This is a genomic window from Puniceicoccus vermicola (genome assembly GCF_014230055.1).
GTDB lineage: Bacteria > Verrucomicrobiota > Verrucomicrobiia > Opitutales > Puniceicoccaceae > Puniceicoccus > Puniceicoccus vermicola.
Genome location: NZ_JACHVA010000132.1, coordinates 14,053 through 39,550, shown reverse-complemented (window position 1 = coordinate 39,550; position 25,498 = coordinate 14,053). Strand labels below are relative to the sequence as shown.

Here is a 25,498-nt window from a genome sequence, read left to right as displayed (position 1 = left end):
AAAGTGGCAGCCTCAGAGCTGCGGTTCTATCGGGGATTACCCCTTACAGGAGATCAACCTCTTCTCCGGTTTGAAGACTGAGCTTTTTCTCGGCACCGTTGAAGATTACCGTGCACTGTGATTCGTGCGACGCGTATATTTTCGCTTTGGTTACTTTTCCGGCCTTCCAGGATAGGGACAGTTGGAATCCGCCTCGGGCCCGGATTCCAACGATTTGCCCTTCGGCCCATTCGTCGGGCAGTGCGGGCAGGAGGCGGATGAGCGGGCATCCATCCTTAATTTCGTGACTTTGGAGGAGCATCTCTCCGATCGCGGCGCAACCTCCGAAGTTGCCATCGATCTGGAATGGCGGGTGGGCACAGAAGAGGTTCGGATATGAGCCTCCGTGCTGGTAGTTCGTCCCAGCGGAACTGTCGACAAGTTGTAGGAGGTTCCGGAAGAGGAGAAGGGCATGGTTTCCGTCCAACAGGCGGGCCCAGAAATTGATCTTCCAAGCGATCGACCACCCTGTTCCGGAATCACCGCGGCGCTCGAGTGACTTTTGGGCGGCCTCGGCCAGCTCGGGTGTGCTTCCGGGGGCAATTTGGTCGCCTGGGTGAAGTGCAAAGAGGTGCGAGGCATGGCGGTGGGTCGGTTCCAGTTCCTCATAGTCTTCGGGCCACTCCTGAAGTCGTCCCTGTGGACTGATTGTAGGCTTCGGCAGGCGGTTTCTGGTCTCTTCGACTTCTTGGGAAAACTCGGAGTCCTTTCCTAGAATTTGGCTGGCTTCGCAGGTGGCTCGGAACAATTTGTCGAGGATCTGGCTATCCATACTGCATCCGACGCTGATGGTCCCCACCTCGCCATTGGGAAGACGGTAGGTGTTTTCCGGTGAAACCGCAGGGCAAACAACCAATCGTCCCTTGCTGTCTTCGATCAGGTAGTCGAGGAAGAAAAGGCTGGCTTCCTTTAGGATGGGATAGACGCGTTCGAGGATTTCTCGATCACGGGAGAAGTCGTAGTGCTCCCAGAGATTCAGTGTCAGCCAAGCCCCTCCCATCGGCCAATAAGAACACGCGAGGTTGCGGTCGGTTGGGGTCGTGTCTGCCCAGAGATCTGTGTTGTGGTGAGTGACAAATCCCCGGCAGTTGTACATCGTCTTGGCGGTGTGTCGGCCCGGCTCGATGAGACGCTCGACCAATTCGAAGAGGGGCTCGACGCATTCGGAAAGGTTTCCGGGCTCCGCAGGCCAGTAGTTCATCTCCGTATTGATGTTAATCGTGTACTTTGATCCCCATACAGGCTGGAAGTCCTGATTCCAAATACCTTGCAAGTTAAGGGGCATGCTGCCTGGACGGCTTCCGGAGATCATCAAGTAGCGCCCGAATTGATAGTAGAGGGCTGCTAGTCCCGGGTCGGGCTCTCCATTGTGGAACCGCAAAATGCGTTCATCGGTGGGGAGAGTGGAGCTTCCCTCATCGCTTTCCCCCAGGGACAATTTAACTCGGTCAAACAGTGGCTGATAGTCGGATAGATGGTCTTTCAACAGGGATTTCCAGCCCTTCTTCAAGGCACTTGCCGAGGTTTGGAGGGTGTAGGCTTCCGGATCGCTTTCGCGGAACGAGGTTGCTGCGGATACCGTCAATGTCGCTGCGTCCGCATTCTTCACGATGATCGTATCACCGACGAGATCGAGAGATCCACCTTCGACTGAGGCACGGAGACAGACGGCAAAATGAACACCGTCGCGGCCTCCGGCAGCGCCCCAAGTCAGGAGCCCGTTCTCATCTACTTGTTTCACTCCGTCGGCGTAGCGGGAAGAGTAGCTGCTAAGGGGGCCTCGGACGATTCGGAGGCGGAAGGAAAGGCTACCCGCCGTTTCGGCCTCGAGTCGACTGGCGATGACCCGGTCCGGAGCTGTGGCGATATGACTGCGGTGAAACCGATGACCCGCTAAGGTGTAATCAATCTGACTGACTGCTTTCTCCAGATCCAAATTTCGGTGATAGGAGGAAAGGACCTCTTCGTCAAAGTCGGGATCGGTGCCCTTTTCGGCGACTGAAATCGATGCGGATTTGTCGACAATGATATCTGGGTGTTGGAAATCGAAAAGAAGGTCGGCGAGCGGTTCGTAGCATCGCATGCTGTCGGGGATCCCCGCAAAGGCGTCGTTGATGAGGGAATGAGCCTCGCCCAGACGACCCCCGAGTAAGAGCTTTTGAATAACTGGAAGATGTTCCAACGCATTGGGGTTGTTGCGGTCCCGGGGGCCTCCATTCCAGAGGGAATCCTCGTTGAGTTGAATGCGTTCCGCAACCAGATTACCGAAGACCATCGCTCCGAGTTTGCCATTGCCGATGGGCAGGGCCCGGTTCCAGTCGGTGCCAGCAGGGTTGTTAAATTGGATTTGAGTATTGGTGTTCATGGAAAAACAGGGTCTGTCGGGATGGAAGGGAAGAATTTCTTCGGGCGATGTGATGTTAACTGGGTGCCTATATGGCTGCATTGATATACTAGACCATTGGAGCGGGACTCTGTCGAGGATCTAGAGAGTGAGTTGACCACAATCAGTGAGCGGATCAAAACTCGGTTTCCAGTATGTTGAAGAGTGCTACTGAGAGCCTCGAAACGGGTCGTTCGATCAATCCTGAGGTGACGATTCTTTTGGCTCAGATCATCCCAAGCGGGAGGCTTCCTAAATCTTCGTACGTTCCGAGGTTCAACGAATAACTGGAGGCGTTGTTGATGGAACGCAAGCAAAGCTACGGAAGTTGATTCTGGACGACAAGGCATCTGAGTTCGATTGTGAAACGGATAGGGTCGGGGATCGTGCGCAACCCCATTCGAAAGGGTGCTGGAAATGGCAGTGTGGGGCTGATTTGAGTCCTTGATCGAGATGCTGCTGGTTCCCGGGGAGCCTAAGTAGGAAACCGGCGGAGGTTTTCGCTTTGAAACGCATTGTCGTTGTTCCCCAACGAAGAGGGCTGTAGGCTGCGAAAATGACGAAAAAAATTGGTTTAATGGGATGCGGTCAAGTGGCTACCTACGGACATATCCCGGCGATTTTGGATGCAGAAGGTCTCGAGCTTCACGCGGTCTATGATCCGTCGGAGGAAAATTTGAAAAAGGTCGCCGAGAAGTTTGGAATTTCGCGGTCATACTCTTCTTTGGATGATTTTTTCGGTTCGGGGATTGAGGCCGTGACGATTACTTCACCGGCGCCGTTTCATCGGGACAACGTTCTCGATTGTGCGAAATATGGATTTCCGGTTCTTTGCGAGAAGCCGCTGGCGATGACGAGGAGCGAGGGGGAGGGCATGGTCGAGGCTATGAGTTCCCGAGGGTTGTCGTTTTATTGTGGATTCTGTTACCGGTTCAGCCCGGTTGCGCTGAAGATTCGGGAGTTGGTGACGGAGAATGCCATCGGCTCGGTGAAATCGCTGCGGTTGATCTACAACTGGCACTTGCACGGGAAATATGAAATCGATCCCAGCGGAACTCGGATTTTGCAGAAACGCCGCGAAGGCCGAATGGAAGAGGGCGGTCCGATGGTCGATTGCGGGACCCACCAGATTGAGCTGGCTCATTTTTGGACGGGCTCGCCAGTGGTTCGCTCCGTGGCACATGGAGCGTGGGTCGACGACTACGAAGCTCCGGATCATATGTGGCTTCACCTGGATCATGCGAGTGGGGCCCACTCGGTCGTGGAGATCAGCTATTCGTATTCGCACACGTCTCTCAATCAGCGGTCTGATTTCGTGTATGAGCTGATTGGGAGCGGGGGCATTATCCATTACGAGCGAGATGCGAAAGTCTTCTTTCTGGAGAATGAACAGGGGAGAACGGACCTCGATTGGTCGCACGAGAAGGCATTTGAAGGGATGTACGAAGAATGGGCCAAGGCTTTGCATTCGGGGCATTCCGAGCTTTTAACGACCGCTTCGGAGGGGGTGCGGGTGGCGGATTTGGCACGGGAAGCTACGGATGCTGCGATTCGGGATCGATTGCCCGTCGCTTGAGAGTGATATCTCGCTTCGAGGGCCTCGGTTTTCCGATGCTTGCGTTAAATTGTATCAAAAACGTATAGATTGTTTCGGTCGGTAGTGGGGCGCATATTCTCGGCTATGACGTTCCGCGCTTCTTCCCCTGTTTCCGCTCCGCCCACTGATCTGCTGACCTACTTCATTCGGGGTGGAGAGTATGGGGTGATTGACTCTACGGGGGTCATCGAACTGGCTGCAGGACAAAGGATCTCGTTCGATTTGGCGAGCGGTGGAGATTGGTTCGGGCACGGATTCCATCACGTGCAGTCGTTCCCGTGGCAGTTGGGGAGCCTCTCGAATCCGGACTTCGCGGTGAATAACATTCAGTCGCCGATTTGGATGTGTTCGCGAGGAGTCGTCCTCATGGTGGACACGAGACGCAAGCTGGATGTGCGGCTGAATGAAAAGGGCGAGGGGAAGCTCGAGATATCCTGCGCGGACGACGATGTGATTGTGCGCCATTGGGTGGCCCCGACACTGCCGGAGGCGCATCGCAAGTTGATGGCGTTTCTCGGGTGGCCGAATCGTCCGCCGAAGCCGAGTCGGTTTGGGGACAGTTTCTTCTGTACTTGGACGCAGTTCCCTCGCTGCATTAATCAGGAGAGGGTCATCGCGATGGGGGAGGAGATTCACCGTCGCGGTTATCCCTGCTCGACGCTGATCATTGATGACCGGTGGGAAGCATCGTTTGGTGAGTTGGAGTTTGCGGAAGACTTTCCGGATCCGGGCCGAATGGTAGCCCGATTGCACGAGCTCGGGATCGAGGTGTGGCTTTGGATTACTCCTTTTGTCAATCAGGAGTCGAAGGGTTTCGAGGACCTGGCGGAGAAAGGCATTTTGGTGCCGCACCGATCCGGAAAGGGGGCGGCCCGGTTCCGTTGGTGGGGAGGAACCGCCGGATTGGTGGACGTTACCGCTCCGCAGGGGCGGGAATGGTTACGGGGGAAATTGGAATTCCTGCGGGATCATTTTGGAATCGATGGTTTCAAGATCGATGGAGGCGATTTCAAATACCAGCCAAGCCCGTCCGAATCGAATTGGCACGAGTTTCTCGGGGAGTCGGGCTATTCCGACCAGTTGCTGGCGGTTTTCGAGGATTTGGTGCCGAATCAATGCGAGTCGAGGACCGCTTGGCTTTCGCAAAAGCGGAGTATTCTGTGGCGTCAGGGCGGCAAGGATTCGCACTGGGGAGCCGATAACGGACTGAAGGCAATGGTTCGGTTGGGCCTGCATCTGGCGCTACTGGGCTACGACCTGTCCATTCCCGACATGGTTCCGGGACGGGTGCAGACTTTAAAGAGCGACGAACCTTTGCCGACAGACGAATTGATGGTGCGCTGGACCGAGGTGTCGGCATTCATGCCCTTTCTTCAATTTTCCTACTTTCCGTGGAACTATGCGCCGGAAACCGAGAGAGTGGTTTGGGGGTATGCGCAGATCCACAAGCTACTGGAAAACTATCTCGTCGAGCAGTCGACCGATCGCACCGCGCCTTTGATCCGACCTGCTTGGTATGGCGCGCCGGAGGAGAAGGAACTCTTCCGGATCGACGACCAATTTTTGCTGGGAGATGATCTTCTCGTCGCGCCGGTGTTGGAGGAGGGCCAAGTCTCCCGGACTGTGATTTTGCCTCCCGGAGAGTGGGTGGATGCCTACACGAAAGAAACTCTTCAGGGCGGGGAATTTCCCGACTATCCGGCTCCTTGCCCAGGCATCCCGCTCTTTGTGCGGAAGGCGCGAATGGACCTCGTGGAGCAGATTCGACCGCAGCTTCTGGAGGTCTCCCGCGTGAGAATCCAATTGGTGAAGACGACAGCCTCGTATTCGGCGGGGCTAAACCGAGATTTGAGTGTGACCGGTTAAGAGAGATGGATTCTTCCCGGGCGCTGGCCCTGCTTTACCGAAGGCAGGGGCTACGAACTGACGGATTCTGCTGACAATTCCGGCAGATAGGCCCCGTAGTGCCGGAGCTTTTCGCGGAGGGTGGGAACGGAAACGGAGCGGATTGCGCCTCCATCTTTTTGTGACATGGCGGCGGCGGTACCGGCGGCTTCGCCCATGGTCAGGCATACCGGCATCACCCGAACGCTTCCTTGGACGTGGCGGTCGCAGGAGATCGATCGACCCGCGACGATCACGTTCTTCAGATCTCGGGGAATGAGGCAGTGGAACGGGATGCCGTGCGATTCTCCGGGGCCGTAGTGGAGCGCCGGAGTCGACAGTCCATCGGCTTTTTCTTTCACATGTTCCTCGGCCTCCTTGAGGGAGTGATGGATGTCGATGAAGTAGCAGTTGCGCCCGATCTCATCCTCAAAGCTTCGGCGCTGAATGTAGTCGTCGAGGGTAAGCGAATAGTCGCCGACGATTCGACGCGACTCACGGATGCCCAGGACGCTGCCGGTTGTGACGAGAAAGGATTTCCCGAAGGCTTCCGGATAATATTCGGAGAAGGCTTGATGGAATTGGGAAGCCAACTGGCGACCGATCGCCAATCCTTTCGAGACGGAGAAGGAATCGGTATTATCGACGTTCCAGATGTGTCCGGCGTTGAACCCCACGGTTCCGGGGCCGATCAGATTGCAACAGGCGTGCGCGTCCTGGATGAGAGGATACTGGTCGGATTCAATGATTTCATAGAAACGGGTTTCGGGATGATTTCCCATGAGGCGGCGGCCGTTGTCGCAGGTTTCGCGAAAGGCCTTTTCATCCACATTGCTGAGGATGAAGCAATGCGTCGCGGGCATGAGATCGCCCTGTTCATCACCCTTGTGGAACTCGGCGCCCGCCCAGGCGCAAAGATCGGCATCCCCAGTGGCATCGATGAACGTCTTGGCCCGGATGCGGGAGAGGCCGCCCTTATTGGCGACAAGAATCGCCTCAACGGTTCCGCTTTTGTCGGTTTCGACCGAGCACAACTGCGTCTGGAAGAGAACCTCCGCTCCATTCTCCGCGAGTAGCTCGTCGTAGACCCGTTTCAGCAACTCGGGGTCGATCGGCACCCAATCCAGATCTTCGGGCGAAACGTGGGCTTGGTGTTCCTTGCAGCGGTTCAGTACTGTTTCGGCCAGGCCTCGGTAGATGATTTGTTTTTTATCGGAGAAGGGGCACCAAGCGGGAACCAGGGCACCTGTGCCGCTTCCTCCCAGCATGGCGGTCGACTCAATGAGGAGAGTTTTCGCACCTTCTCTGGCCGCCGCCGCAGCAGCCGTGCATCCGGTGGGTCCTCCGCCGACCACGATGACGTCGTAGTCGGAGTATGCGGAGACTCTGGGTCTGACATTTTTCTGGTTCATTGATGATGCATAGAAGGCGTGCTGCAATGGGCTTTCTTGAAAGCCGGCGATAGTCCGAGTGGTGTCCGTCGTATCGAGGGCCATTCTCAGCGTTCCCGCTCGGTCATCCGCGGCGGTGAAGCCGTAGTCAGCCAAGTTTCCTCCATCGATGTTGTGGGCTCCTTGGCTGCCGAGGCGCCCCAAAGTTCGAAATCCCCGTTTCCCCGGAGTCCGAATGTGCCGTAGGCTTCGACATCGAAGATGTAGACAAAGCCCGTCGTAACGGGATCTCTTACGGTGAAATAGAGGGGTATGTATTTCATGATTCTGTGCGGATTCGATGGTTGGAACGCCTCCGTTACGATCTGTTTGGGTTTGAGGCTCGACGACTTTGAATACCGCAATCGTAACCCGTTCAGGTGTGGAGAGCGCAATGACATACGGTTATCGAGATTATCTAAAAAGTTATTGATAATGGTTGTGAATCATTCCATTTCTTGGACTCGGCTCTGAGAGTATTTTCCTCCCTTTTCGTCCGGCACTGATTCTATGAAATCCAAATTACTTCCCCGCAAAGAGTGGCCTCAGGCGAATCTGCATGATTGGGGGAGTCTGGGTTCCGATCTTTTATTTATTTATGATGACGCGATTCCCAAGGGCCAAGGGAACACGAAAGGGGAGCGATTTTCCGAGTTCAGCGCCTGGTATCTTCGCCGTGGATGGGCACGGATGAACGCCGATGGGCATGAGATTGAGGCGAATGCCGGACAATGGCTCTTGTGCTATGGGAAGGATATTGAGCAGACGTTCTCGGACGATGTTCATCTGCTTTCGTTGCGAGTGCAGCAGGGGTGGCCGGATGGGACGCATCTTTTCTCGGGGGGACCCTTGTATGTGCTCGACGGGGACCCGTTTCCCCAATTGGTAAAGTTGGCGATGCCATTGTTGCGTTTGGTGCAGAAGGTCAACTGGCGGGAGGGCCGGAAAGACCCTCGGGATAGTTTCCTCTGGCGGAGTAAGATCGACTACCTGACTTTCCTGGACTATCAGGTGAAGTTGTTTCGGTGGTTGACCGAGCTTGCGAAGGTCATGGTGGGGGAAGGCTTTGAAATGCACGTCCCGAAGGATCTCGACCCGAGGTTGGTGGCGGCGCTTCAAGTCTTGGACTCGATGATGCCCGGAGAGGATTTTCCCGAGGAGAAGATCGTTCATTCGACGGGATTGACTCTGGGGCGATTGAATCGATTGGCCGCTCAGGAGTTCGGCTACTCATTAAACGCTTATTGGGAGAAGCGGCGAATTCGGCAGGCTCGGCAGGCGTTGGAGATTCCGGCGAAACGGGTGAAGGAGGTCGCGTCGGAATTGGGTTTTTTGCAGCTTTCGCATTTCTCCGCCTGGTTTAAACGCAACGTAGGCGTTTCTCCTCGATCCTACCGGGATCAAATCTTCAGTAGTGGCTCGTGAGGGAGAGGCTGTGTACTTTCTGTCTTTGTGGTGATCGATTGGATCGGGGGCTAGTGTTTTTGGCGATGCTTTCCGATACTCCCTTCCTCCCGCGTTGTCTTGTGCTAGCCCAGTATGCGATTGCGACGGATGATCCGAAAGGCACGAGCGTTTGGAAGCATCGGGCAGGGAGCGATTTTGCTGTGGGCCGGTTTGCGAGGGCGGGGGATGGCTTTCAGTCGCTGATGCTTGCTTGCTTCGACGAATCGTGGCAATGGAATCCCGATTTGGCCACCCGTGCGGGAGAATCGGAATCCGGTTTGTCTCAAACTCGACAGAGGATGGGACCGCATTCGATCTGCTGGTTGTGTGGTCCGTAGCTGAGGCGACAATCCCCTCGGTTTTGGTGAAACCAACGAGGCTTCCTCTATGAACGCTCCGAAGAATTCGATTTACCCTATACTATCTGTATAACTTTACCTGGCGACCCAGTTTGGTTCAAAGTCTATCCTCATGCCCCTTCGTAATTGTTTTCCAGTAACTCGTCTTCTGTTCCTCCTCACTTGTCTTTTCGCCGTTTTCGGGTGTGTGCAGGATATGGCCGGTGAAGCGGAAACGGTCGATCAGGGATCGATCTCGACGCAAGGTTCTCTCGAGTGGATCGAGGTTTCGTCCGGCACCTCACCCTCCGTGGCTTACGCTCTGGATCTTTCGGATTCCGATGCGATTGAGGTGCGGGTCCGGGTCGAGTCAATGAAGGGCGGTTGGCCCTCCCCGGAGGTCGAATTGGGAGCTTTCGCCGGTAAAACGGTGAAACTGAATCCGAGTGAGGCGAAGCAAGTGCCGCTGGAGAATGGTAAGGAGTTCGCGTTTTCGCTTTCGAAGAAGTCGCTGGGGAGTGATCTGAAAGCTCTGCGGATGGCTTTTGCCGTTCGGTGGATCAATCCCAATGGTGAGGTAGCCCAGGCAGAAAATTTTTGGATGAAAGAGGGGATTGCTCCATTTGCCCCGGTGGGGAGCGACCCGGATCGGTGGAAGGCTTTCAGTCTGGCAGAGTATGAGCGGCTGATGGAGAATCTCGCGGAGCAGATTCGCATCTCTTGGGATCAGCCGATGGACGGTGTGGCGACAGTGGTCATCAACGACGCCGATGGGAGGCGGGTTCGCAATCTCGTCAGTGGAAAGACTTTTGATCAGGGGAGACATACCGAGGTATGGGACGGTTTGGACGAAAATGGAAATTTAGTAGAGCCGGGAGATTATCAATGGGAAGTGGTGAGCCACCCCGGGATCACCCCGGAGTTTAAGATGTCTTACTACAACCCGGGGAACCCGGGATGGAAAGACGGTCCGACCAGTCTTTGGCTGGGGGATCACAGCGCTCCCGAGGCAGCGGCCACCAACGGGGAACTGATTGCTCTTGGTTGCCCGATCGCCGAGTCGGGAAATAACATCGTCATCGTTGACCAGGAGGGGAACAAACTCAACGATGCCAACACCTCCCCCCACATGGGACACGGAAGGATCTTTTTGGCGATGGATGATTCGCGGTTTTACGCCTTGTGCGAGGGAGCACCGAGTTATTCAAAAATTCGGAAGGATGAAGACGGCAACGAATACCTGTACGCCTCTTTGAACTTGATTGCCTGGAATTTGGAAGACGGTCGCGAGCACCGTTATCAGAATGGCCGGGAGACCTATCAGGTGGTTCGCGAATATCGCTTGGATCCTTCTGCGGGGGGACGCCATGCGGTGGTGCACAATCTGCGCGGTGCGGTTTTCCTGAAAGGAAAGCTGTACGTTTCCCTTTATGACGATGACCTGATCATCGCTTTGGACCCGGAAACCGGGGAGGAGGTCGACTCCTTGGCGATCGAGAAGCCGGGGGCTCTGGCGACGGATGGGAAACAACTACTGGCCTACAGCGGTCAGGATCTGGTGAGTTTTCAGGACCCGGTGAATGATCCACAGTTTCAGCCGCTCTTCCGTCCGGCTTTGAGCGAAGAGCGCGCCGAGCAGGGGCTGCATCCCGTAGGATCCGCTCTCGCTCTCAGCCCGGATGGAATCGTCTATGTCGCCGACAACGGCGTCGATCAGAATATCAAGGTTTACGACTTGGCGGGAAATGATCTTGGCCAAATCGGTCAGACTGGAGGAGGAGTTGAAGAGGGAACGTGGGTTCCGGACGCTGTCCGTTTACCAACGGGTTTAGCGTTGGACGACACGAATCAGCTCTGGGTGGCCGAGAATCATTTCCGTCCGAAGAGAATCAGTGTTTGGAACGCGGGCGAGCAGCAGTTGGAGAAGGAACTTTTTGGACCTTCGCACTACGGCGCCTCCGGTGCGGGCTTTGACACTGCCGACATTTCCCAGTGGTTGGGCGGTGGCGCTTCCTGGGACATTGACATTGATTCCGGAGAGGTGGAGATCGAATCGGTTCTCTTCTCCGGACATAAGCCGGAAATGCCCACCTATCGTTTTTATCCCTTCAGCGCATGGTATCTGCATCAGGACGGGAGAACGTTCATCATATCCAAGGATGCCGTGATGCGTCTCTACGAGATGATGCCGAACGGAAGTCTCAAGCTTTGGGCGATGTTTGGTGCCTTGCATGGCTATGAGGCGGAGAGTCCTCGCTGGTGGGTTCCCGAGGTTTTTACCCAGCATCCCCAGTTGAAGGAAGTTCTTGCCGATTTCGACGAGCCCGTGGGGCCTTACGATAATTTCCGCAATGCTCCCAAGGCCTCGAAGGGCGGGCGTGAACTTTCCGTCATGTGGATCGACCGCAATGGTGATGACCAGGCGCAGCTCGAAGAGGTTCAGGTCGCTGGAGATGCAGACCATCGCATGCATGGATCGATTTGGGGGTATCATTTTGAGAATACTCTGGATTGGAAGTTGTGGGTGTCTTTGGCCGACGGAGAAGAAGGGATTGGGAACCTGACTTTCAACGGCTGGCTGCCCTCCGGGGCTCCGGATTGGAATTTCGAAGAAGCGGTGATGAATGCCGAGGCGGTTCCGGGGTTGAATATGAGGAATTCACAGTCCTTCCTCGTCGACAGTCAGGGGCGAATGCTTTTCAACAGCCATCCCATGTATGGGGTGAGCGCCGACAATGAGGTCGAGTGGACCTTCCCCAATGACTGGACGGGAGTGCATGGATCCCACAAGGCTCCCTTGCCCGAAACGGGCGTGCTCCAGGGTTCTTTATCTTACCTGGGGATGGCCCCGCTGGATGAGAAGGGAGACGTGACGGTCATCAACGGAAATCATGGGCGCTTTTTCGTGATGACCACGGATGGAATCTATCTCGATGAGATGTTCCAGGACGTTCGACTCTCTCGTGATGCCAGTGCATATCGAATCGGAGGTGAGTGCTTTGGTGGGTACTTCGGTCGGGATCAGGAGTCCAGACGTTACATTTTGCAGTCCGGACACTCTGATTATCGGATTTTTGAAATTCACGGCTTGGATGAAGTCGAGCGTCAGGGCGGTTCATTGCCCGTTTCGGCGGAGCAGGTCAAAGCGGCGCAGAAGATCCTAGAAAAAGAACAGGCGGAAACGAAAGTCATCCGCGAAGCGGTCATCCCCAGCGGCCAACTGAGAGTGGTGGCCGAGTGGGGCGATGCTTCGGAGAGATTTCCTTACGGGAAGGTGGAGGCCGTCCGTTCGGGGGATGATCTGGTGCTTCGTTATTCGGTCAAGGATCCCAGCCCTTGGGTGAACAACGGAAAAGACCGGAATCTTCTTTTCAAGACCGGCGATGTGGTGGTCTTTGAATTTTCGACCGACCCGGAGGCACCTCGGCGGCGTTCGGAGCCTGTTGTCGGCGACAAGCGTCTGATGATCGCCCCGTTTGAGGGAGAATCGGTGGTCATTCTCTTGGATTACCGTGTTCCCGGGACCACCGATCCGGTATCCTTCAGCAGTCCGTGGCGATCCGCTCTGGTGGATCAAGTCGAGGTGCTCGACGATGCTACTGTCGACGTGAAAACGGATCGCCAGGGATATATGCTCGAGGCACGCATACCTGTGGCCGGACTCGGCCTGCCTTCGGATGGAACCTCGGCGAACCTTCTCGGGGACTTCGGTGTCATCTACGGGGACGAAGGAGGGAACATCAACGTCCTTCGGAGCTACTGGAGTAACGATGCAACCGGACTCGTGAACGACGTCCCGGGTGAAACCATGATCAACCCCGCGCTTTGGGGCGAACTGAACTGGGAGTAAGAATCATGAATTCGAAAAATCTAATGCTTTTTGTCGTCGGCTTGCTCGTGAGCCTGAGTGTGGCTTCCGGGGATTCGATTCGCTTGGATGGCGTATTGGGAAATTCGGGGAACGATGGTTCGACTCTCGTTCACTTCGAGGGAACGGAATACAGCACGAACGGCAGTTCTTCTGGGCTGGGATATGATCGCCTCGGGGCGCTTTGGAGCTTTGGCGGAACGCAGAATGTTCTTCGCCTCTCTCCGGACGGACGGATGCTCGGCGATTTTCCCTGTGAGAAGAAGCATCATGAATCGAGGAGCCTTGTCGTTGTGGGAGATCTCGTGGTCTTGCGGTCCGGGGATCGACTCTTCACCTTACCCATTACCGCCCCGTCCGGAACCGAGCCTCAAGAGGTCGATCGGAGAGTGGAAGAGATCTCTTTGAATGCCATGGACGGTAAGATCGGGTTGGTCACTGCGGCGAAGGTCGTGGGAATTTATGATCCGACCTCCGACGAGTTTGTGGAGATCGGCCAAGCCGCGGAAGGGGACCGGATCAACACCGTCGACATTTTTGAGGACGGTGAGGTCGTGGTCGGCGGCACCTGGTCCTATCAAGCGGAAAGAGAACGGGAAATCCGTCCCACGCCGCTAGGCTCTTTGCATCAGGTGGTCAATGGTTACGTTTTTGAGTTCGGTTGGCATATGACTTTGTCCCGCCGAAACCTCGACTACACTCCCGAGCCCGGGGTCGTTTACGGGGGCAGCTCCGGATACTTCATCGGAAGCCTCCCGGAGGATGGGGAGCTCTATCTCCCCCGCGGAATGGCTCACTTGGGAGAAGACCGTTATGCGGCCGTGGGCCCGATCGGGGTGATTCACCTGCTGCGGTACGATGAGGAAAAGCAGGCCTTTCTCTTGGAGCGCCGCCTCGGCAGTATCCACTTTCCGGGAACGGTTGTTCTCGATGACGGGGGCAGAGTATGGTTTTACTCAGGATTTTGGAACTGGTCCGACGGTCCCTCCGCGATTTTAAAAGGGGAAACGTCTTTTAACTCCCGCGATTGGCGGGCCGTCCAGGGAGCCCTCTCGGAGAATGGTCAGGTCATCTTCCCCTTTCTTTACCGGGGAACTCCGAAGTTGATGCACCGGCCTTACGACGAACAGAGTAAGAAGACATCGAGCACGGTTGAAGAATTGCCCGAGAATCCGACCGGGATGGTGGTCTATGCCCAGGAGAATGGACCGAATGTGGCCATCGTAGCCAATGAAGCGGGAGACGCGGTTCGACTCCTCCTTAATCCGAATGGAGGTTTCCGGAAGACGGATGCGTCTTTTGACCTCGATTTGGGGCAGGAAGTGCCGGAGGTCACGAGCTTGGCGCGATCCGTCGATGGTCGGTTGCTCGTCGCTTCCGCAGGGGAGATCGTGGTTTTCGAAGAGAGCGAGGCGAAGATCAGTCCGGTGAGCCGATGGAACTCCTGGGAGGGGGATCAGTTCGGGGGGAAGATCTACATCACTGAGAGCGAGGGGGTTCTTTGGGTGAGTGATACGGAAAACAATCGCGTTGTCTGTTTCCGAATCGAGGGCGGTTCCGCGGATCTGTTGGCTGAATTTCAGAGCGAAGGCCTGGAAACGTCGCTGAGCGAACCGCAAATGATCGATGCCGCCGGAAACCGGGCTGTTCTTGTGGATTGGGGTAATCAGCGCCTGATCAAGCTTTCGTTGCAGTAGAAGAGGAGACGCGGGGAAGGTGCCCCGCATGGCACTGGTTTAAGGATATCTACTCATCGCGAAACCACCCCACCAGCTGGCGCTGGTCCCCCCCTCCTACTCGTAGGAGGGGAGTTGAAAATTTAAGTAGAGACTCCTCCCCTGCTTGGAGGGGAGGGGGACCGCCGTCAGGCGGTGGAGGGGTTCTTTTCGACGTGCTAATCGCCAGATTATCTTCGCAATAGTTCTTAAACCAGTGCCATTCGGGAAGGGACCCCGCATTGTACTAGTTTGCGAATAAATCCGGACGCAGAACCTCCCCATACGGGTAAGTCCTTGTACACATTTTTTCGTCTCTTCGAGTCGACGACAATGCTGATGACAAGGAGCTTAGATTGGGTTCAGGTTTTCGCTGGATTCGCGAAGGTCCATCGGTGCGCTAAAAGCGCCATTCAAGAATAGCCTCGGGCAACGCCCGAGGATCCCAAAGCAAGAAATGGGCACGCTGAAAGCGTGCTTTAGCGCTTTCAGCCTACCTACCATCCCATCCGTTTTACCTCGGGCGTCGCCCGAGGCTCGGGTAAATAAGACCTTCGGCCTTAAGAAGGAGCAATCGAACGAGGTCAAACCACAGGAAGAATCGCCTCTCAATCAAGGGCTTGGACAAGGCTGAGTGGCTCACCGGATTTGGCGGTAAAGATATGCCTCTGAGTAGGAGGGGAATTCTATGGATGACCGCCTTTTGCTCCGGAAAAGAACTGAAAATTTCGGGCATTGTTGGAATTGACCTTCCGTTGCCGCGCAAGGCGAATATAACGGAATGGAATCGATCCATCGGGCCTTACGAGGTCATCGATCCCGGGGAGGGGAGAGACGGCTCGATCGGCAAGTAAGTATGAATATGATCGAATTTTCGGAATCGGATCAGCATCGGGTCACCGAGCTCTGCGTGCAGACGGCCATCGTCCTAATGCAGTTCAGCGCGGAGAGTGTCTTGGTGGAGTCAGTGAGTCGGCGACTCGGCGTGGCCCTGGGTATGGATCAGGTAGAGGTGGCATTGACGGCGAACGGGATTACCATCACCACCGTTTTTCAAGGGCGGAGCGATACGACCGTTCGCCGCAATGTGGATCGGGGGATCAACATGCGGGCCGTGACGGAGGTACAGCGCATCATGCTCAAGGCCGAGGAGGGGCTCCTAGACGTAGATGGCGTCTCGCGCGAGCTCGAGGGGATCAGTCAGGATCGCTACAATCGTTGGGTGGTTGCCGTGATGATCGGGCTGTCGTGCGCTTGCTTCGCTCGTCTCGCGGGCGCGGACATTCCCGCCTCCGGACTCACCTTCGTCGCGAGCTTTGTCGCCATGACGACGCGGCACCAGTTGGCTCATCTGCATTTCAATCCTCTGGTCAATTTCGCCATCGCCGCATTTGTCGCGACCTCGATTGCGGCGCAGGGGCTGATTCTCGGGTTTGTGGGAACCCCCAAGATTGCGATGGCCGCGAGTGTTTTGCTGCTGGTGCCGGGATTTCCCCTCATCAATTCGGTTTCGGATATGGTGAAGGGATATGTGAATACGGGAATCGCGCGGGGCGTGATGGCTGGCCTGCTTTGTGCGGCTTCCTGTGCGGGTATTTTGTTGGCAATGACGGTGTGGGACGCCTGGGCGTGGATCAAATGAACTTACTGGGATCACTTTTACAGGATATGTTGTTGGCGGCGGTGCCGGCGGTGGGATTTGCCTTGGTTTTCAACGTCCCGCGGGAGGCTTTGAAGTTCTGCGCGCTCGGAGGGGCCTTGGGCCACGGCTTGCGGTTCTTGTTAATCCATGTCGGGAATCTCCACATCGAGTGGGCGACCTTCCTCGCGGCTACCACCGTGAGTATGGTGGGGGTGTATTGGGCGCGACATTTGCGGGCGCACCCCAAGGTTTTCACCGTGGCGGCGATGATTCCGATGATTCCCGGCGTTTACGCCTTTACGGCGTTATTGGCCTTGGCGGAGATCGAGCGGTCCGGATTGAGTGATGTTCTCCTTTCGGAGGCGCTGGAGAACGGTCTGCGCGCCATTTTCATAGTCGCGGGATTGGCGGTCGGCCTGGCCATGCCCGGGCTGCTATTCTATCGGCGAAAGCCGGTGGTTTAGCGGATCTAGAGGCGTTTGATCGAGGTTGACGGCTCAGGAACAGGTGCATTCTGGCGGTTCTTCCGCTCGCGACCAAACACCTCGGCATTCCTGAGATCGAATCAATCTGCGGTGTTTCTGGGGGACGATCCTTCACTTGCAGAATTCTCCCGAATCTGGATAATTCCTTGTGTTAAAGGATTGGTCCTTTTTCCGGCTGGATTGACTGTCAAGTCACTGCGGGGTGGCTTCCGACCGGAGCGAGGAATAAGGAGAGAAAATTGTTCGGAATGATGTCGACCCCCTCATCAGGCTCTCAGAACCAGATCCCCGACCGCATCGCGCGGGCTTTGGGGCAGTTCCCGCCGTTCAGTTTGATGCCGGAAGAAGCGGTGTGGAATCTGGCGCAACGGTCGCGGGTGCGGGCGCTGGCCAAGGGAGAATCTCTCTGGAAACAGGGAGAGGCCCATCAGGGAGATCTCTTTTTTCTTTCGCTGGGGAGAATCGAATACTACTGGGAAAATGATGGGACGAGCGAATTGGTCGACGTGCGGGACGTGGGAGATCTGCTCGGGCTGACGGCACTTCTGGAGAATGAGCCTTTCAAGGTGAATGCCGTGGTCGAGGAGGATTCCTTGCTCTATGTCGTCCCGGGCGATCTCTTCAAAGAACAACTGCAGGACAACGACTCCGCGCGCTACTATGTCCGGCGACATCTGTTCTGGTCGACGCGCATCGGGGCCAAGGTCAGCGTGCCCGAGGAATCCCGCCTGAAGGGGAAGCGAACGATCTTGCAGTCCCATCTGGAAGGGGCGCAGTTGATTCAGCCAAGAGCTTTGGCCCGGTTGCTCACTTGTCTGCCCGAGGCTCCCATCAAGGAGGCCGCGGCGTTGATGGTGTCCAAACGGGTCCCTTCGATCTTGGTGGTCGACGAGGAACGCCGTCCTCTCGGGGTCGTAACCAGTGTGAATTTGGTGAAATGGGTCATCGTCCAGGGAAATGACTCGTTGGATCCGGTTCGCAAAGTGATGGCGAGCCCGGTGATCACGGTGGCGCCGCAATCGAGTGCGACCGCAGCGACCCTGTTGATGATGCGGTCGCGGGTTCCCCAGGTCTGCGTGACGGAGGATGGCACTCCGGAGAGCAAGGCGCTCGACGTGTGCACCCACAAGGACCTCTTGGCGCAAAGCGGACAACATCCGGCGGGATTGATTCGGGAAATTCGGGATGCCCGATCCGACTCTCGGTTGAGCGAATTGTGCGACGAGATCGAGCAGATTGCCCGGAGCTATGTCGAAGCCGGCCTTTCCGGGGTGTTTCTCGGGCAGATCTGCGCCGAGCTCTACGACGAGTTGACGCAGAAGTTGATCGCAATGGTGACCGCGGAAATGGGGGAGAAAGGGAAGTCCTTGCCGGACGTATCCTGGGCCTGGATGTCCGTCGGCAGCGATGGCAGGCGGGAACAGGTGTTGCGAACGGATATGGACAACGCGTTGGTGTTTTCGTCGACCGGTGACCCCGACCTCGATGAAAAGCATCGGAAAGTCTTTTTGGAGTTTGCGGATCGTGTGATTGAGAAGCTCACGGTCTGCGGTTTCACCCGCTGCCAGGGAGGCGTGATGGCCTGTAACCCCCGCTGGTGCAAAACCGAAACCGAGTGGGGGCAGGAGATCCGGAGCTACGATTTCACCCGGGGGGATTCGACCTTGCGGGCGATTGTCTTGTTCGACCTTCGTTGCGTTGCCGGGGATGCGGAAATGTGCCTGCGTTTACGGGAGTTGATCTTCGATTCGCTGGCGGGAAATCTTCCGATGCAAAAGCGGCTTGCTCGAATGATCGTGGCCGTGCCGCCTCCGCTCAACTTCTGGGGACAGTTCGTCGTCGAACGCAAGGGGGAGCGCGCGGGAGAGTTCGACATCAAAAGCCGCGGATTGGGGCCTCTTCGAGATGCGGCCCGCATTTACGCTTTGCGCTATCGGCTCATGCGACACTACTCGACGGGGGGACGCTTCGAGCAGCTCGAGGAGTTCGACGCGACCCATGCGCAGGTGGCCCGCTTGGCCTATGAGGCTTATGATTTCCTGCTGCGCCTGAGGATTCGAACCGGGTTGAGACGGCAGGACAGTGGCCGTTTCATCGAACCCAATTCCCTGAGCAAGTTGGAGAAGTCCCAGTTGACCAATGTATTTGACGTCTTGAACCTGTTACAAACCTCGGTCCGGATGGACTTCCAACTGTAGGATTGCCGAATGTTTCGATTTTTCCAGTCGCCTCCCTCCGATCCGGTTGTGGCCGAATACTGGAAGGGCTGCCGGAAATCCTTCTCCCGTCGGGCCAAAGTGGAAGACTCGCATCTTGTGGTTTTGGATGCCGAGACCACGGGTCTGGATCGGGCGAAGGATCAATTGCTCTCCCTGGCGACCGTCGCAGTGGATCGGGGCGAAATGGTCATTGGCAGTTTTCGGGAATGGACGATCTATCAGCCGGAAACGGAGTGGAACCAGGCGATCGAAGTGCACGGTATTCTTCCGTCGAAGACGGCGGAAGGACGACCGGAATCCGAAGTAATTCGAGAGTGCCTCCCTTTATTTGGAAGTCATCTGCTGGTCGGTCATCACATTGGGTTTGATCTGTGTCTTTTGAATCGTGCGATGCGGGAGCATTGTGGAGTCAAGTTGCGCAATTGGTCTCTGGATACCGCGCATCTCGCCATGCAGGAACTGACCGCCTTTCGGCGGACTGGCTACTCGAATCAGCGGCCACCTTCGCTGGAAGAAGTCTGCATGCAACTGGGGATCGAGGTGGTGGATCGTCACACTGCGGCGGGGGATACCTTCCTGACCGCTCAGATCCTCATCGTCCTCTGTGCGGATTTGCGGAGCCGGTTGAGGCGCCCGTTGCGGTTGTCCGATCTGCCGATCCGCAGGCCCCGAAGATAGGGGCGGGAGTGGTTTGGCCGAATTCAGGAGGCGTTGATCTTCGAGCGGCAGGGCATCTGGGCGCTTGCCCTGCGTAGCTCGCAGAGCGAAAAAGGGAGCATCGTCTTCCACGGTGGGGTAGGCGTGAAGACGATACGCACGACTAAAGTCATGCGCGTACGGGGGGCGGGATCGGATGGCGTCAGAATCGTTCTCGGCGTTGGAGCGGGTTTGTTGTACCGACTTTAGTCGGCTGCGAGGGAAAGGCATGGTGGTGGGAGCATCTTGCTCCCGCGCGTTGGAGCGGGATGCGATTCGGAGAGGCAGGATGGGTCATCGGCGAAGCGTCGATGTTACGGGTTGATCCTTAGCGTAGAAGCGGTGGTGGGGGGAGCGCACGACTCAAGTCATGCGCGTACGGGGGATGGGAATCGGATGATCTAAGAATCGTTTTTTGCGTTGGAGCGGGTTTGTTGTCCCGACTTTAGTCGGTCGCGAGGGAAAGGCATAGTGGTGGGAGCATCTTGCTCCCGCACGTTGGAGCGGGCGGCGATCCGGAGAGGCAAGATGAGCCATCGGCGAAGCGTCGATGTTACGGGTTGATCCTTAGCGTAGAAGCGGTGGTGGAGGGAGCGCACGACTCAAGTCATGCGCGTACGGGGGATGGGAATCGGATGATCTAAGAATCGTTTTTTGCGTTGGAGCGGGTTTGTTGTCCCGACTTTAGTCGGTCGCGAGGGAAAGGCATGGTGGTGGGAGCATCTTGCTCCCACGCGTTGGAGCGGGAGGCGATCCGGAGAGGCAAAATGAGCCATCGGCGAAGCGCCGACGCTACGGCTTGATTCTTTGCGTAGAAGCGGTGGGGGGGAGCGCACGACTAAAGTCATGCGCGTACGGGGGATGGTATCGAATGGCCCCAGAATCGTTTTCTGGCGTTGAAGCGGGTTTGTTGTACCGACTTTAGTCGGTCGCGAGGGAAAGGCATGGTGGTGGGAGCATCCCTGCTCCCACGCGTTGGAGCGGGCGGCGATTCGGAGAGGCAGGATGAGTCATCGGCGAAGCGCCGATGCTACGGCTTGATCCTTTGCGTAGAAGCGGTGGGGGGGAGCGCACGACTCAAGTCATGCGCGTACCGGGGGATGGGGATCGCGGTCGAATGGATACAGTCTAATTCGCACAAGGCTTCTTCCCGCGGTGCTGAATACAAGTTTGCCTCTTTGGAGAGAAATGCCTCCGAGGAGGAGGGGAGGACCATGAGAATCGTCGGCCCGTATTCTTATGACTTCGCCCAACGAGTAGCATTTCGATTACTTGAGAGAGATCTCGGCGTCATGCGTCTCTCCGCACTTGCCACGGCAATAGCGATCTTGCTACGTTCCGCGGCTTAGGTTTCCCGTCGTAGATTTCTTCGGCTATGAAAAACTATTCGTTTCAATGGGATCATCGTAAGCTCACGATCACTTTTCGAGGAGTGCTCACTTTTGAGGATGTCGTGAATTTGTGCAACGAGAGGATCGCCGATGAACGGTATGACTCTTTGCGCTACATCCTCAACGATTTTACGAATTTGGAGGGAGTGATTGGGAGCGAGGTACAGGTCAAAAACGCCTTCATTTACGTCAATCAATCTCAACGTTTCGGTCGTAGGGATAAAATGTTGTTGGGGTATGTTCTGGGAAGCCCCGAAGTGCGCGCCAAGCTGGAGGAGTTTTTGCGCCACGCGAACGAGAAGGATCATTCTTGGGAAAGAAGGGTCTTCGATACGATCGAAGAGTCGGATGCGTGGGCCGAGGATCGACTGAAAGAGTGGTAGGCGATCGCAGGGAGAAACTACGTTCGCAGTTCCTCTACGGTAGCGATGTGTAGCGGAACTGCGAAGCCGTTTCGACTCCTGTACGGAAAACGCGGCTGGACCCGAAGGTCGCAGCCGCGTTAGGGGGGGATGGTTGGAAAAGGGTTATGCCTGGCTGCCTGGGAGTGCCCACTCGACGCCGTGCATGTCCCCGGTTTTGAGGAATTTCTGGTGCATAGCGAAGGCGCAATCGAGCGTCTGCGGTGTGTGCCCGTCTTTAACGCTGTCGAAGTAGCCTCGGAGGAGATCCCGGTATTCTGGATGGGCGCAGTTCTCGACGATGAGGCGAGCCCGTTCGACCGGATCTTTCCCGCGAAGGTCGGCGACGCCTTGCTCGGTGATGACGACCTGCACGGAGTGTTCGCTGTGGTCCATGTGGCTCACGAGCGGGACAATGGTGCTGATCTTGCTTCCCTTGGCCACGGAGGGGCAGGTGAAGACCGAGAGGTAGGCATTGCGGGTGAAATCACCCGAGCCTCCGATACCGTTCATGAGGTTGTTCCCCATGACGTGGGTGCTGTTCACGTTGCCGAAAATGTCAGTCTCGATTGCGGTATTGATCGAGATGATGCCGAGCCGGCGAACGATTTCCGGGTGGTTGGAAAGCTCTTGTGGGCGCAGGAGCACCTTGGAGCGGAAGAAATCGAGATTATCGTACACGCGGGCCAGAACTTCCGGGCTCAGCGTGAGGGAGGTGGCACTACCAAAGCGGATGCGCTCTTCTTCCATCAGCGAGATGACGGAGTCCTGAATGACTTCCGAATACATCTCGAAGGCGGGGATGTCTGGGTTTTGGCCCAAGGCCCCGAGAATGGCGTTGGCAATATTGCCGACCCCACTTTGGATGGGGAGGAAATCCTTCGGGATGGCTCCCTTGCGCAGTTCGCTGGCGAGGAAGTTGGATACATTTTCGCCGATCTTGCTGGTGATGGGGCAGACCTCCTTGAATCCACCGACCTCGTCGGGGCGATTGGTGCGGACGACTCCGGCAATCTTCGACGGGGCTACCTTGATTGTTTCCGTTCCGACTCGGTCCGAGCAGGAGTATACGGGTAGCTCCCGGCGGTGAGGCGGATCGAGTGGTTCGTAGATGTCGTGGAAACCACGCAATGCCTTCGGGTGAAATTCGTTGAGCTCGACCAGAATCTTGTCGGCGTATTGGCAGAATGTGGGAGAGGCTCCGACCGAGGTCGAGAGGACGATGTGTCCGTCTTCCGAGACGTCACAGGCTTCGACGATGGCGTAAGAGAACTTGCCGAGGAATCCGTAGCGAACGTTTTGCGGCAACTGCGACAAGTGCATGTCGAAGAAGTGCGTCTTCCCGGCGTTGATGGATTGACGCAGGGATTTATTCGATTGGTACGGCGTGCGGAAGGAGACGGCATCGGCCTCGGCCAGCTCTCCGTCGAGGGACTGCCCGGTCGAGGCGCCGGTGACGACGCCGATCTTGAAAGGGCGTCCAGCCTCGTGTTCTTTCTTCGCCTTTTCGGCAATTGCGGTCGGGATTTCTTTGGCGGCTCCGGCGGGGGTGAATCCGCTGAATCCGATCGTATCTCCGTGTGAAATGAGGCTCGCTGCCTCTTCTGCGGTTAGTTCTTTCAGGGCCATGGTTCGCTGGCGGTTGGATTTACTATGGGAATGATTGGAAAAAATAGAAAGTGGGCGGAGGGGTTTCCCCGCGGCGGAATCAGAAACTCAAGGATTCGCCGCAGGGACCGCCCAAAATGGGGGGAGTTTTATCCTCCCAGAAGGGTCAGGAAGAATCCGGCGGCGAGGGCTGAGCCAATCACCCCGGCGACATTGGGTCCCATGGCGTGCATGAGAAGGAAGTTGCTCGGATCAGCCTTTTGCCCTTCGACCTGCGAGACGCGGGCCGCCATCGGCACGGCGCTGACACCGGCGGATCCGATGAGGGGATTGATCTTATCCTTGCGGAGGAAGAGATTCATGAACTTAGCCATGAGAACCCCGGAAGCGGTGGCGATGATGAAGGCAATGACTCCGAGAAAAAGGATCTTCATCGTGTTCGGATCGAGAAACTTGTCGTAGCTCATCTTCGTCCCGACGGCAAGGCCGAGGAAAATGGTGACGATGTTGATGATCTCGTTCTGAGCCGCTTTGACGAGTCGCTCAGTGACGCCGCATTCACGGAAGAAGTTACCGAGCATCAGCATCCCGATCAGGGGAGCAGAGCTGGGCACCACGAGAATGCAGAAGATGGCGACGACGAGGGCGAAGAGGATCTTCTCAAGCTTGCCGACCGGACGGAGACGCACCATACGGATCTTGCGCTCTTCCTTGCTAGTGAGCAGGCGCATGATTGGCGGTTGGATCACTGGCACCAGCGCCATGTAGCTGTAGGCGGCTACGGCCACGGCTCCGAGGAGAGGTGGGGCCAACTTGCTGGTCAGGTAGATCGACGTCGGTCCATCAGCTCCCCCGATGATCCCGATCGAAGCGGCCTCCGTGTAGGAGAATCCCAGAGCGATCGCACCAAAGAAGGTGGCAAAAATGCCGAACTGGGCCGCCGCGCCGAGGAGTAGGGTCTTCGGGTTGGCAATGAGTGGACCAAAGTCCGTCAAGGCCCCGACGCCGAGGAAGATCAGCGGCGGGAACAGCTCGATGTGGATCCCCTCATAGAAGTAGTGCAAGAGACCGCCCGCCGACTCCATCGTCCCGTCGGGGCCGAAGACCGGCGCATTCAGCAGTCCGGTGTCGGGGAGGTTGACGAGCAAGGCGCCAAATCCGATAGGAACGAGGAGAAGGGGTTCAAAACCCTTGGCAATGGCGAGATAAAAAATGACGCCGATGATGCCCCACATGAGGAGCATCTGCCAATTCAGGTGGTTGAACCCGGTCTCAGAAAACAGTTGTTGAATCGTGTCCATGAACAGGGGAGGAGAGCGGTTTCAGAAATGGGAGATGGGTGACGGAATATTAGGAGAGTTTCAGGAGAGCCTGGCCCTCTTCCACGGCGTCACCAGCACCGACGAGGATCTCGCCGACCGTGCCGGAAGCCGGAGCCGTGACGAGCGTGTTCATCTTCATGGCTTCCAGCGTGATGAGCTGATCGCCTTCGTTGACTTGGTCGCCGGGCTTGACCTCGACAGATACCACGACCGCGGAAAGCGGGCTGGGCACTTCACCATCACCAGCGATGGGCTTCGGTGCCGCTGCAGCGGGAGCCGGGGCAGCCGCCGCGGCGGCTGCAGGACGTGCGGGACGGGCAGCGGCTGGTGCGGAGCTGGCTCCACCGATTTCTTCGAGGATCTCGACCTCAACCTCGTAGCTTTTGCCGTCAACAGTGACTCGGAGTTTCTTCATGATATTCTTCTTTTGGTAATTCTAGTTGGATTTGTAATTTTGTTTGTAAGCTTCCGGAGAAGCGGCCGTGAGGCCGAAAACCGATGGGCGATGTTGGCAGATCGCAGTTCCGGGATCATTCCCCCGGTTGTCGGGGGGGGATGATGCGCAACTCTATCGGTCAGTGGAGAGAATGGGTTCTATCCAGTAACGCTCTTTCTTTAACGAAGGCGGTGCGAAGAGAAGATCTGGCGTCGACCTTCCTGGGCCCAACCGGGTGCCATGCGCCGGATTGAGCGGACGCGGAAGCGTTGGTCCTGAAGGGCCACGTGAATCGCTGCGGTGATGACCGCGGTCAGGTGTTCGCCCTCGTTGGATGATGGAGCCGCGCTGGCAGTAGCCGCTGGGGCCGCCGTTTTGGGCGGCTTCACGGTTTTCTTGGCCAACGGCGGTTTCGCGGCGTCGCGGGCGGCAAAATATTTGCCTCCCAGCCATGTGATCCCGGCGAGGATCATGAGGACGACGACGACGAAGAGAAATCCAGTGACCACGAGGTTGATCGCTGTGTGCGATTCGGCGGCCGCGATGGGAATCGGTAGTTGCATGGGCATGGTTCGTTATGCGGTTTGCGGAGAAAACA

18 protein-coding genes are annotated in these 25,498 nt (G+C 56.6%); 11 read left to right on the top strand and 7 right to left on the bottom strand.

Features of this window, described 5'->3' with window-relative positions:
- Positions 1-43: 43 nt before the first annotated feature.
- Entirely contained in the window at positions 44-2,404 is a 2,361-nt protein-coding gene (locus H5P30_RS18515) for a glycoside hydrolase family 95 protein (RefSeq protein WP_185694398.1), read from the bottom strand.
- Positions 2,405-2,978: 574 nt separating this feature from the next.
- Here H5P30_RS18515 and H5P30_RS18510 point away from each other — a divergent pair.
- Positions 2,979-3,998, top strand: coding sequence for a Gfo/Idh/MocA family protein (locus H5P30_RS18510; protein ID WP_185694397.1), 1,020 nt, complete (start codon positions 2,979-2,981; stop codon positions 3,996-3,998).
- A 105-nt stretch (positions 3,999-4,103) separates the two neighbouring features.
- Positions 4,104-5,885 carry a glycoside hydrolase family 31 protein gene (locus tag H5P30_RS18505; RefSeq protein ID WP_185694396.1) on the top strand — a complete coding sequence of 594 codons (1,782 nt, stop codon included), beginning with the start codon at positions 4,104-4,106 and terminating at the stop codon, positions 5,883-5,885.
- Positions 5,886-5,935: 50 nt separating this feature from the next.
- Here H5P30_RS18505 and H5P30_RS18500 read toward each other — a convergent pair whose 3' ends face one another.
- A complete protein-coding gene (locus tag H5P30_RS18500; RefSeq protein WP_221774407.1) occupies positions 5,936-7,450 on the bottom strand; it encodes an FAD-dependent oxidoreductase in 1,515 nt (504 codons plus the stop codon).
- Positions 7,402-7,617, bottom strand: a complete 216-nt coding sequence (locus H5P30_RS18495) for a hypothetical protein (RefSeq protein WP_185694395.1) — start codon at positions 7,615-7,617, stop codon at positions 7,402-7,404. Before H5P30_RS18495 ends, H5P30_RS18500 begins: the two co-directional genes overlap by 49 nt.
- Positions 7,618-7,843: 226 nt before the next feature.
- On the opposite strand from H5P30_RS18495, the gene H5P30_RS18490 reads away from it, so the two are divergent.
- The 9 genes from H5P30_RS18490 to H5P30_RS18450 all read left to right on the top strand — a co-directional run bounded on the left by H5P30_RS18490 (position 7,844) and on the right by H5P30_RS18450 (position 21,516).
- A complete protein-coding gene (locus H5P30_RS18490) occupies positions 7,844-8,758 on the top strand; it encodes a helix-turn-helix transcriptional regulator (protein ID WP_185694394.1) in 915 nt (304 codons plus the stop codon).
- 492 nt (positions 8,759-9,250) lie between these two features.
- Positions 9,251-12,967, top strand: a complete 3,717-nt coding sequence (locus H5P30_RS18485) for a FlgD immunoglobulin-like domain containing protein (RefSeq protein WP_185694393.1) — start codon at positions 9,251-9,253, stop codon at positions 12,965-12,967.
- 5 nt (positions 12,968-12,972) lie between these two features.
- Entirely contained in the window at positions 12,973-14,682 is a 1,710-nt protein-coding gene (locus H5P30_RS18480) for an NHL repeat-containing protein (protein ID WP_185694392.1), read from the top strand.
- A 710-nt stretch (positions 14,683-15,392) separates the two neighbouring features.
- On the top strand, positions 15,393-15,554 hold the full coding sequence (locus H5P30_RS18475) for a hypothetical protein (RefSeq protein ID WP_185694391.1): 162 nt from the start codon (positions 15,393-15,395) through the stop codon (positions 15,552-15,554).
- 2 nt (positions 15,555-15,556) lie between these two features.
- Positions 15,557-16,342, top strand: coding sequence for a threonine/serine exporter family protein (locus tag H5P30_RS18470; protein WP_221774406.1), 786 nt, complete (start codon positions 15,557-15,559; stop codon positions 16,340-16,342).
- A complete protein-coding gene (locus tag H5P30_RS18465; RefSeq protein WP_185694390.1) occupies positions 16,339-16,806 on the top strand; it encodes a threonine/serine exporter family protein in 468 nt (155 codons plus the stop codon). Before H5P30_RS18470 ends, H5P30_RS18465 begins: the two co-directional genes overlap by 4 nt.
- A 272-nt stretch (positions 16,807-17,078) precedes the next feature.
- Positions 17,079-19,025 (top strand): DUF294 nucleotidyltransferase-like domain-containing protein, encoded by a 1,947-nt coding sequence (locus H5P30_RS18460; protein WP_185694389.1) that lies wholly within the window; start codon positions 17,079-17,081, stop codon positions 19,023-19,025.
- A gap of 9 nt (positions 19,026-19,034) precedes the next feature.
- Positions 19,035-19,724 carry a 3'-5' exonuclease gene (locus H5P30_RS18455; protein ID WP_185694388.1) on the top strand — a complete coding sequence of 230 codons (690 nt, stop codon included), beginning with the start codon at positions 19,035-19,037 and terminating at the stop codon, positions 19,722-19,724.
- 1,393 nt (positions 19,725-21,117) lie between these two features.
- A complete protein-coding gene (locus tag H5P30_RS18450; protein WP_185694387.1) occupies positions 21,118-21,516 on the top strand; it encodes a hypothetical protein in 399 nt (132 codons plus the stop codon).
- Between the two features lie 144 nt (positions 21,517-21,660).
- On the opposite strand, the gene H5P30_RS18445 is transcribed toward H5P30_RS18450, so the two are convergent.
- The 4 genes from H5P30_RS18445 to H5P30_RS18430 form a co-directional block, all read right to left on the bottom strand.
- On the bottom strand, positions 21,661-23,163 hold the full coding sequence (locus tag H5P30_RS18445) for a butyryl-CoA:acetate CoA transferase (protein ID WP_185694386.1): 1,503 nt from the start codon (positions 23,161-23,163) through the stop codon (positions 21,661-21,663).
- A gap of 128 nt (positions 23,164-23,291) precedes the next feature.
- Entirely contained in the window at positions 23,292-24,443 is a 1,152-nt protein-coding gene (locus H5P30_RS18440) for a sodium ion-translocating decarboxylase subunit beta (RefSeq protein WP_185694385.1), read from the bottom strand.
- Positions 24,444-24,492: 49 nt separating this feature from the next.
- A complete protein-coding gene (locus H5P30_RS18435; protein WP_185694384.1) occupies positions 24,493-24,879 on the bottom strand; it encodes a biotin/lipoyl-containing protein in 387 nt (128 codons plus the stop codon).
- A gap of 200 nt (positions 24,880-25,079) precedes the next feature.
- Complete coding sequence (locus tag H5P30_RS18430; protein WP_185694383.1) at positions 25,080-25,469, bottom strand: OadG family protein; 390 nt, start codon at positions 25,467-25,469, stop codon at positions 25,080-25,082.
- Positions 25,470-25,498: the final 29 nt, after the last annotated feature.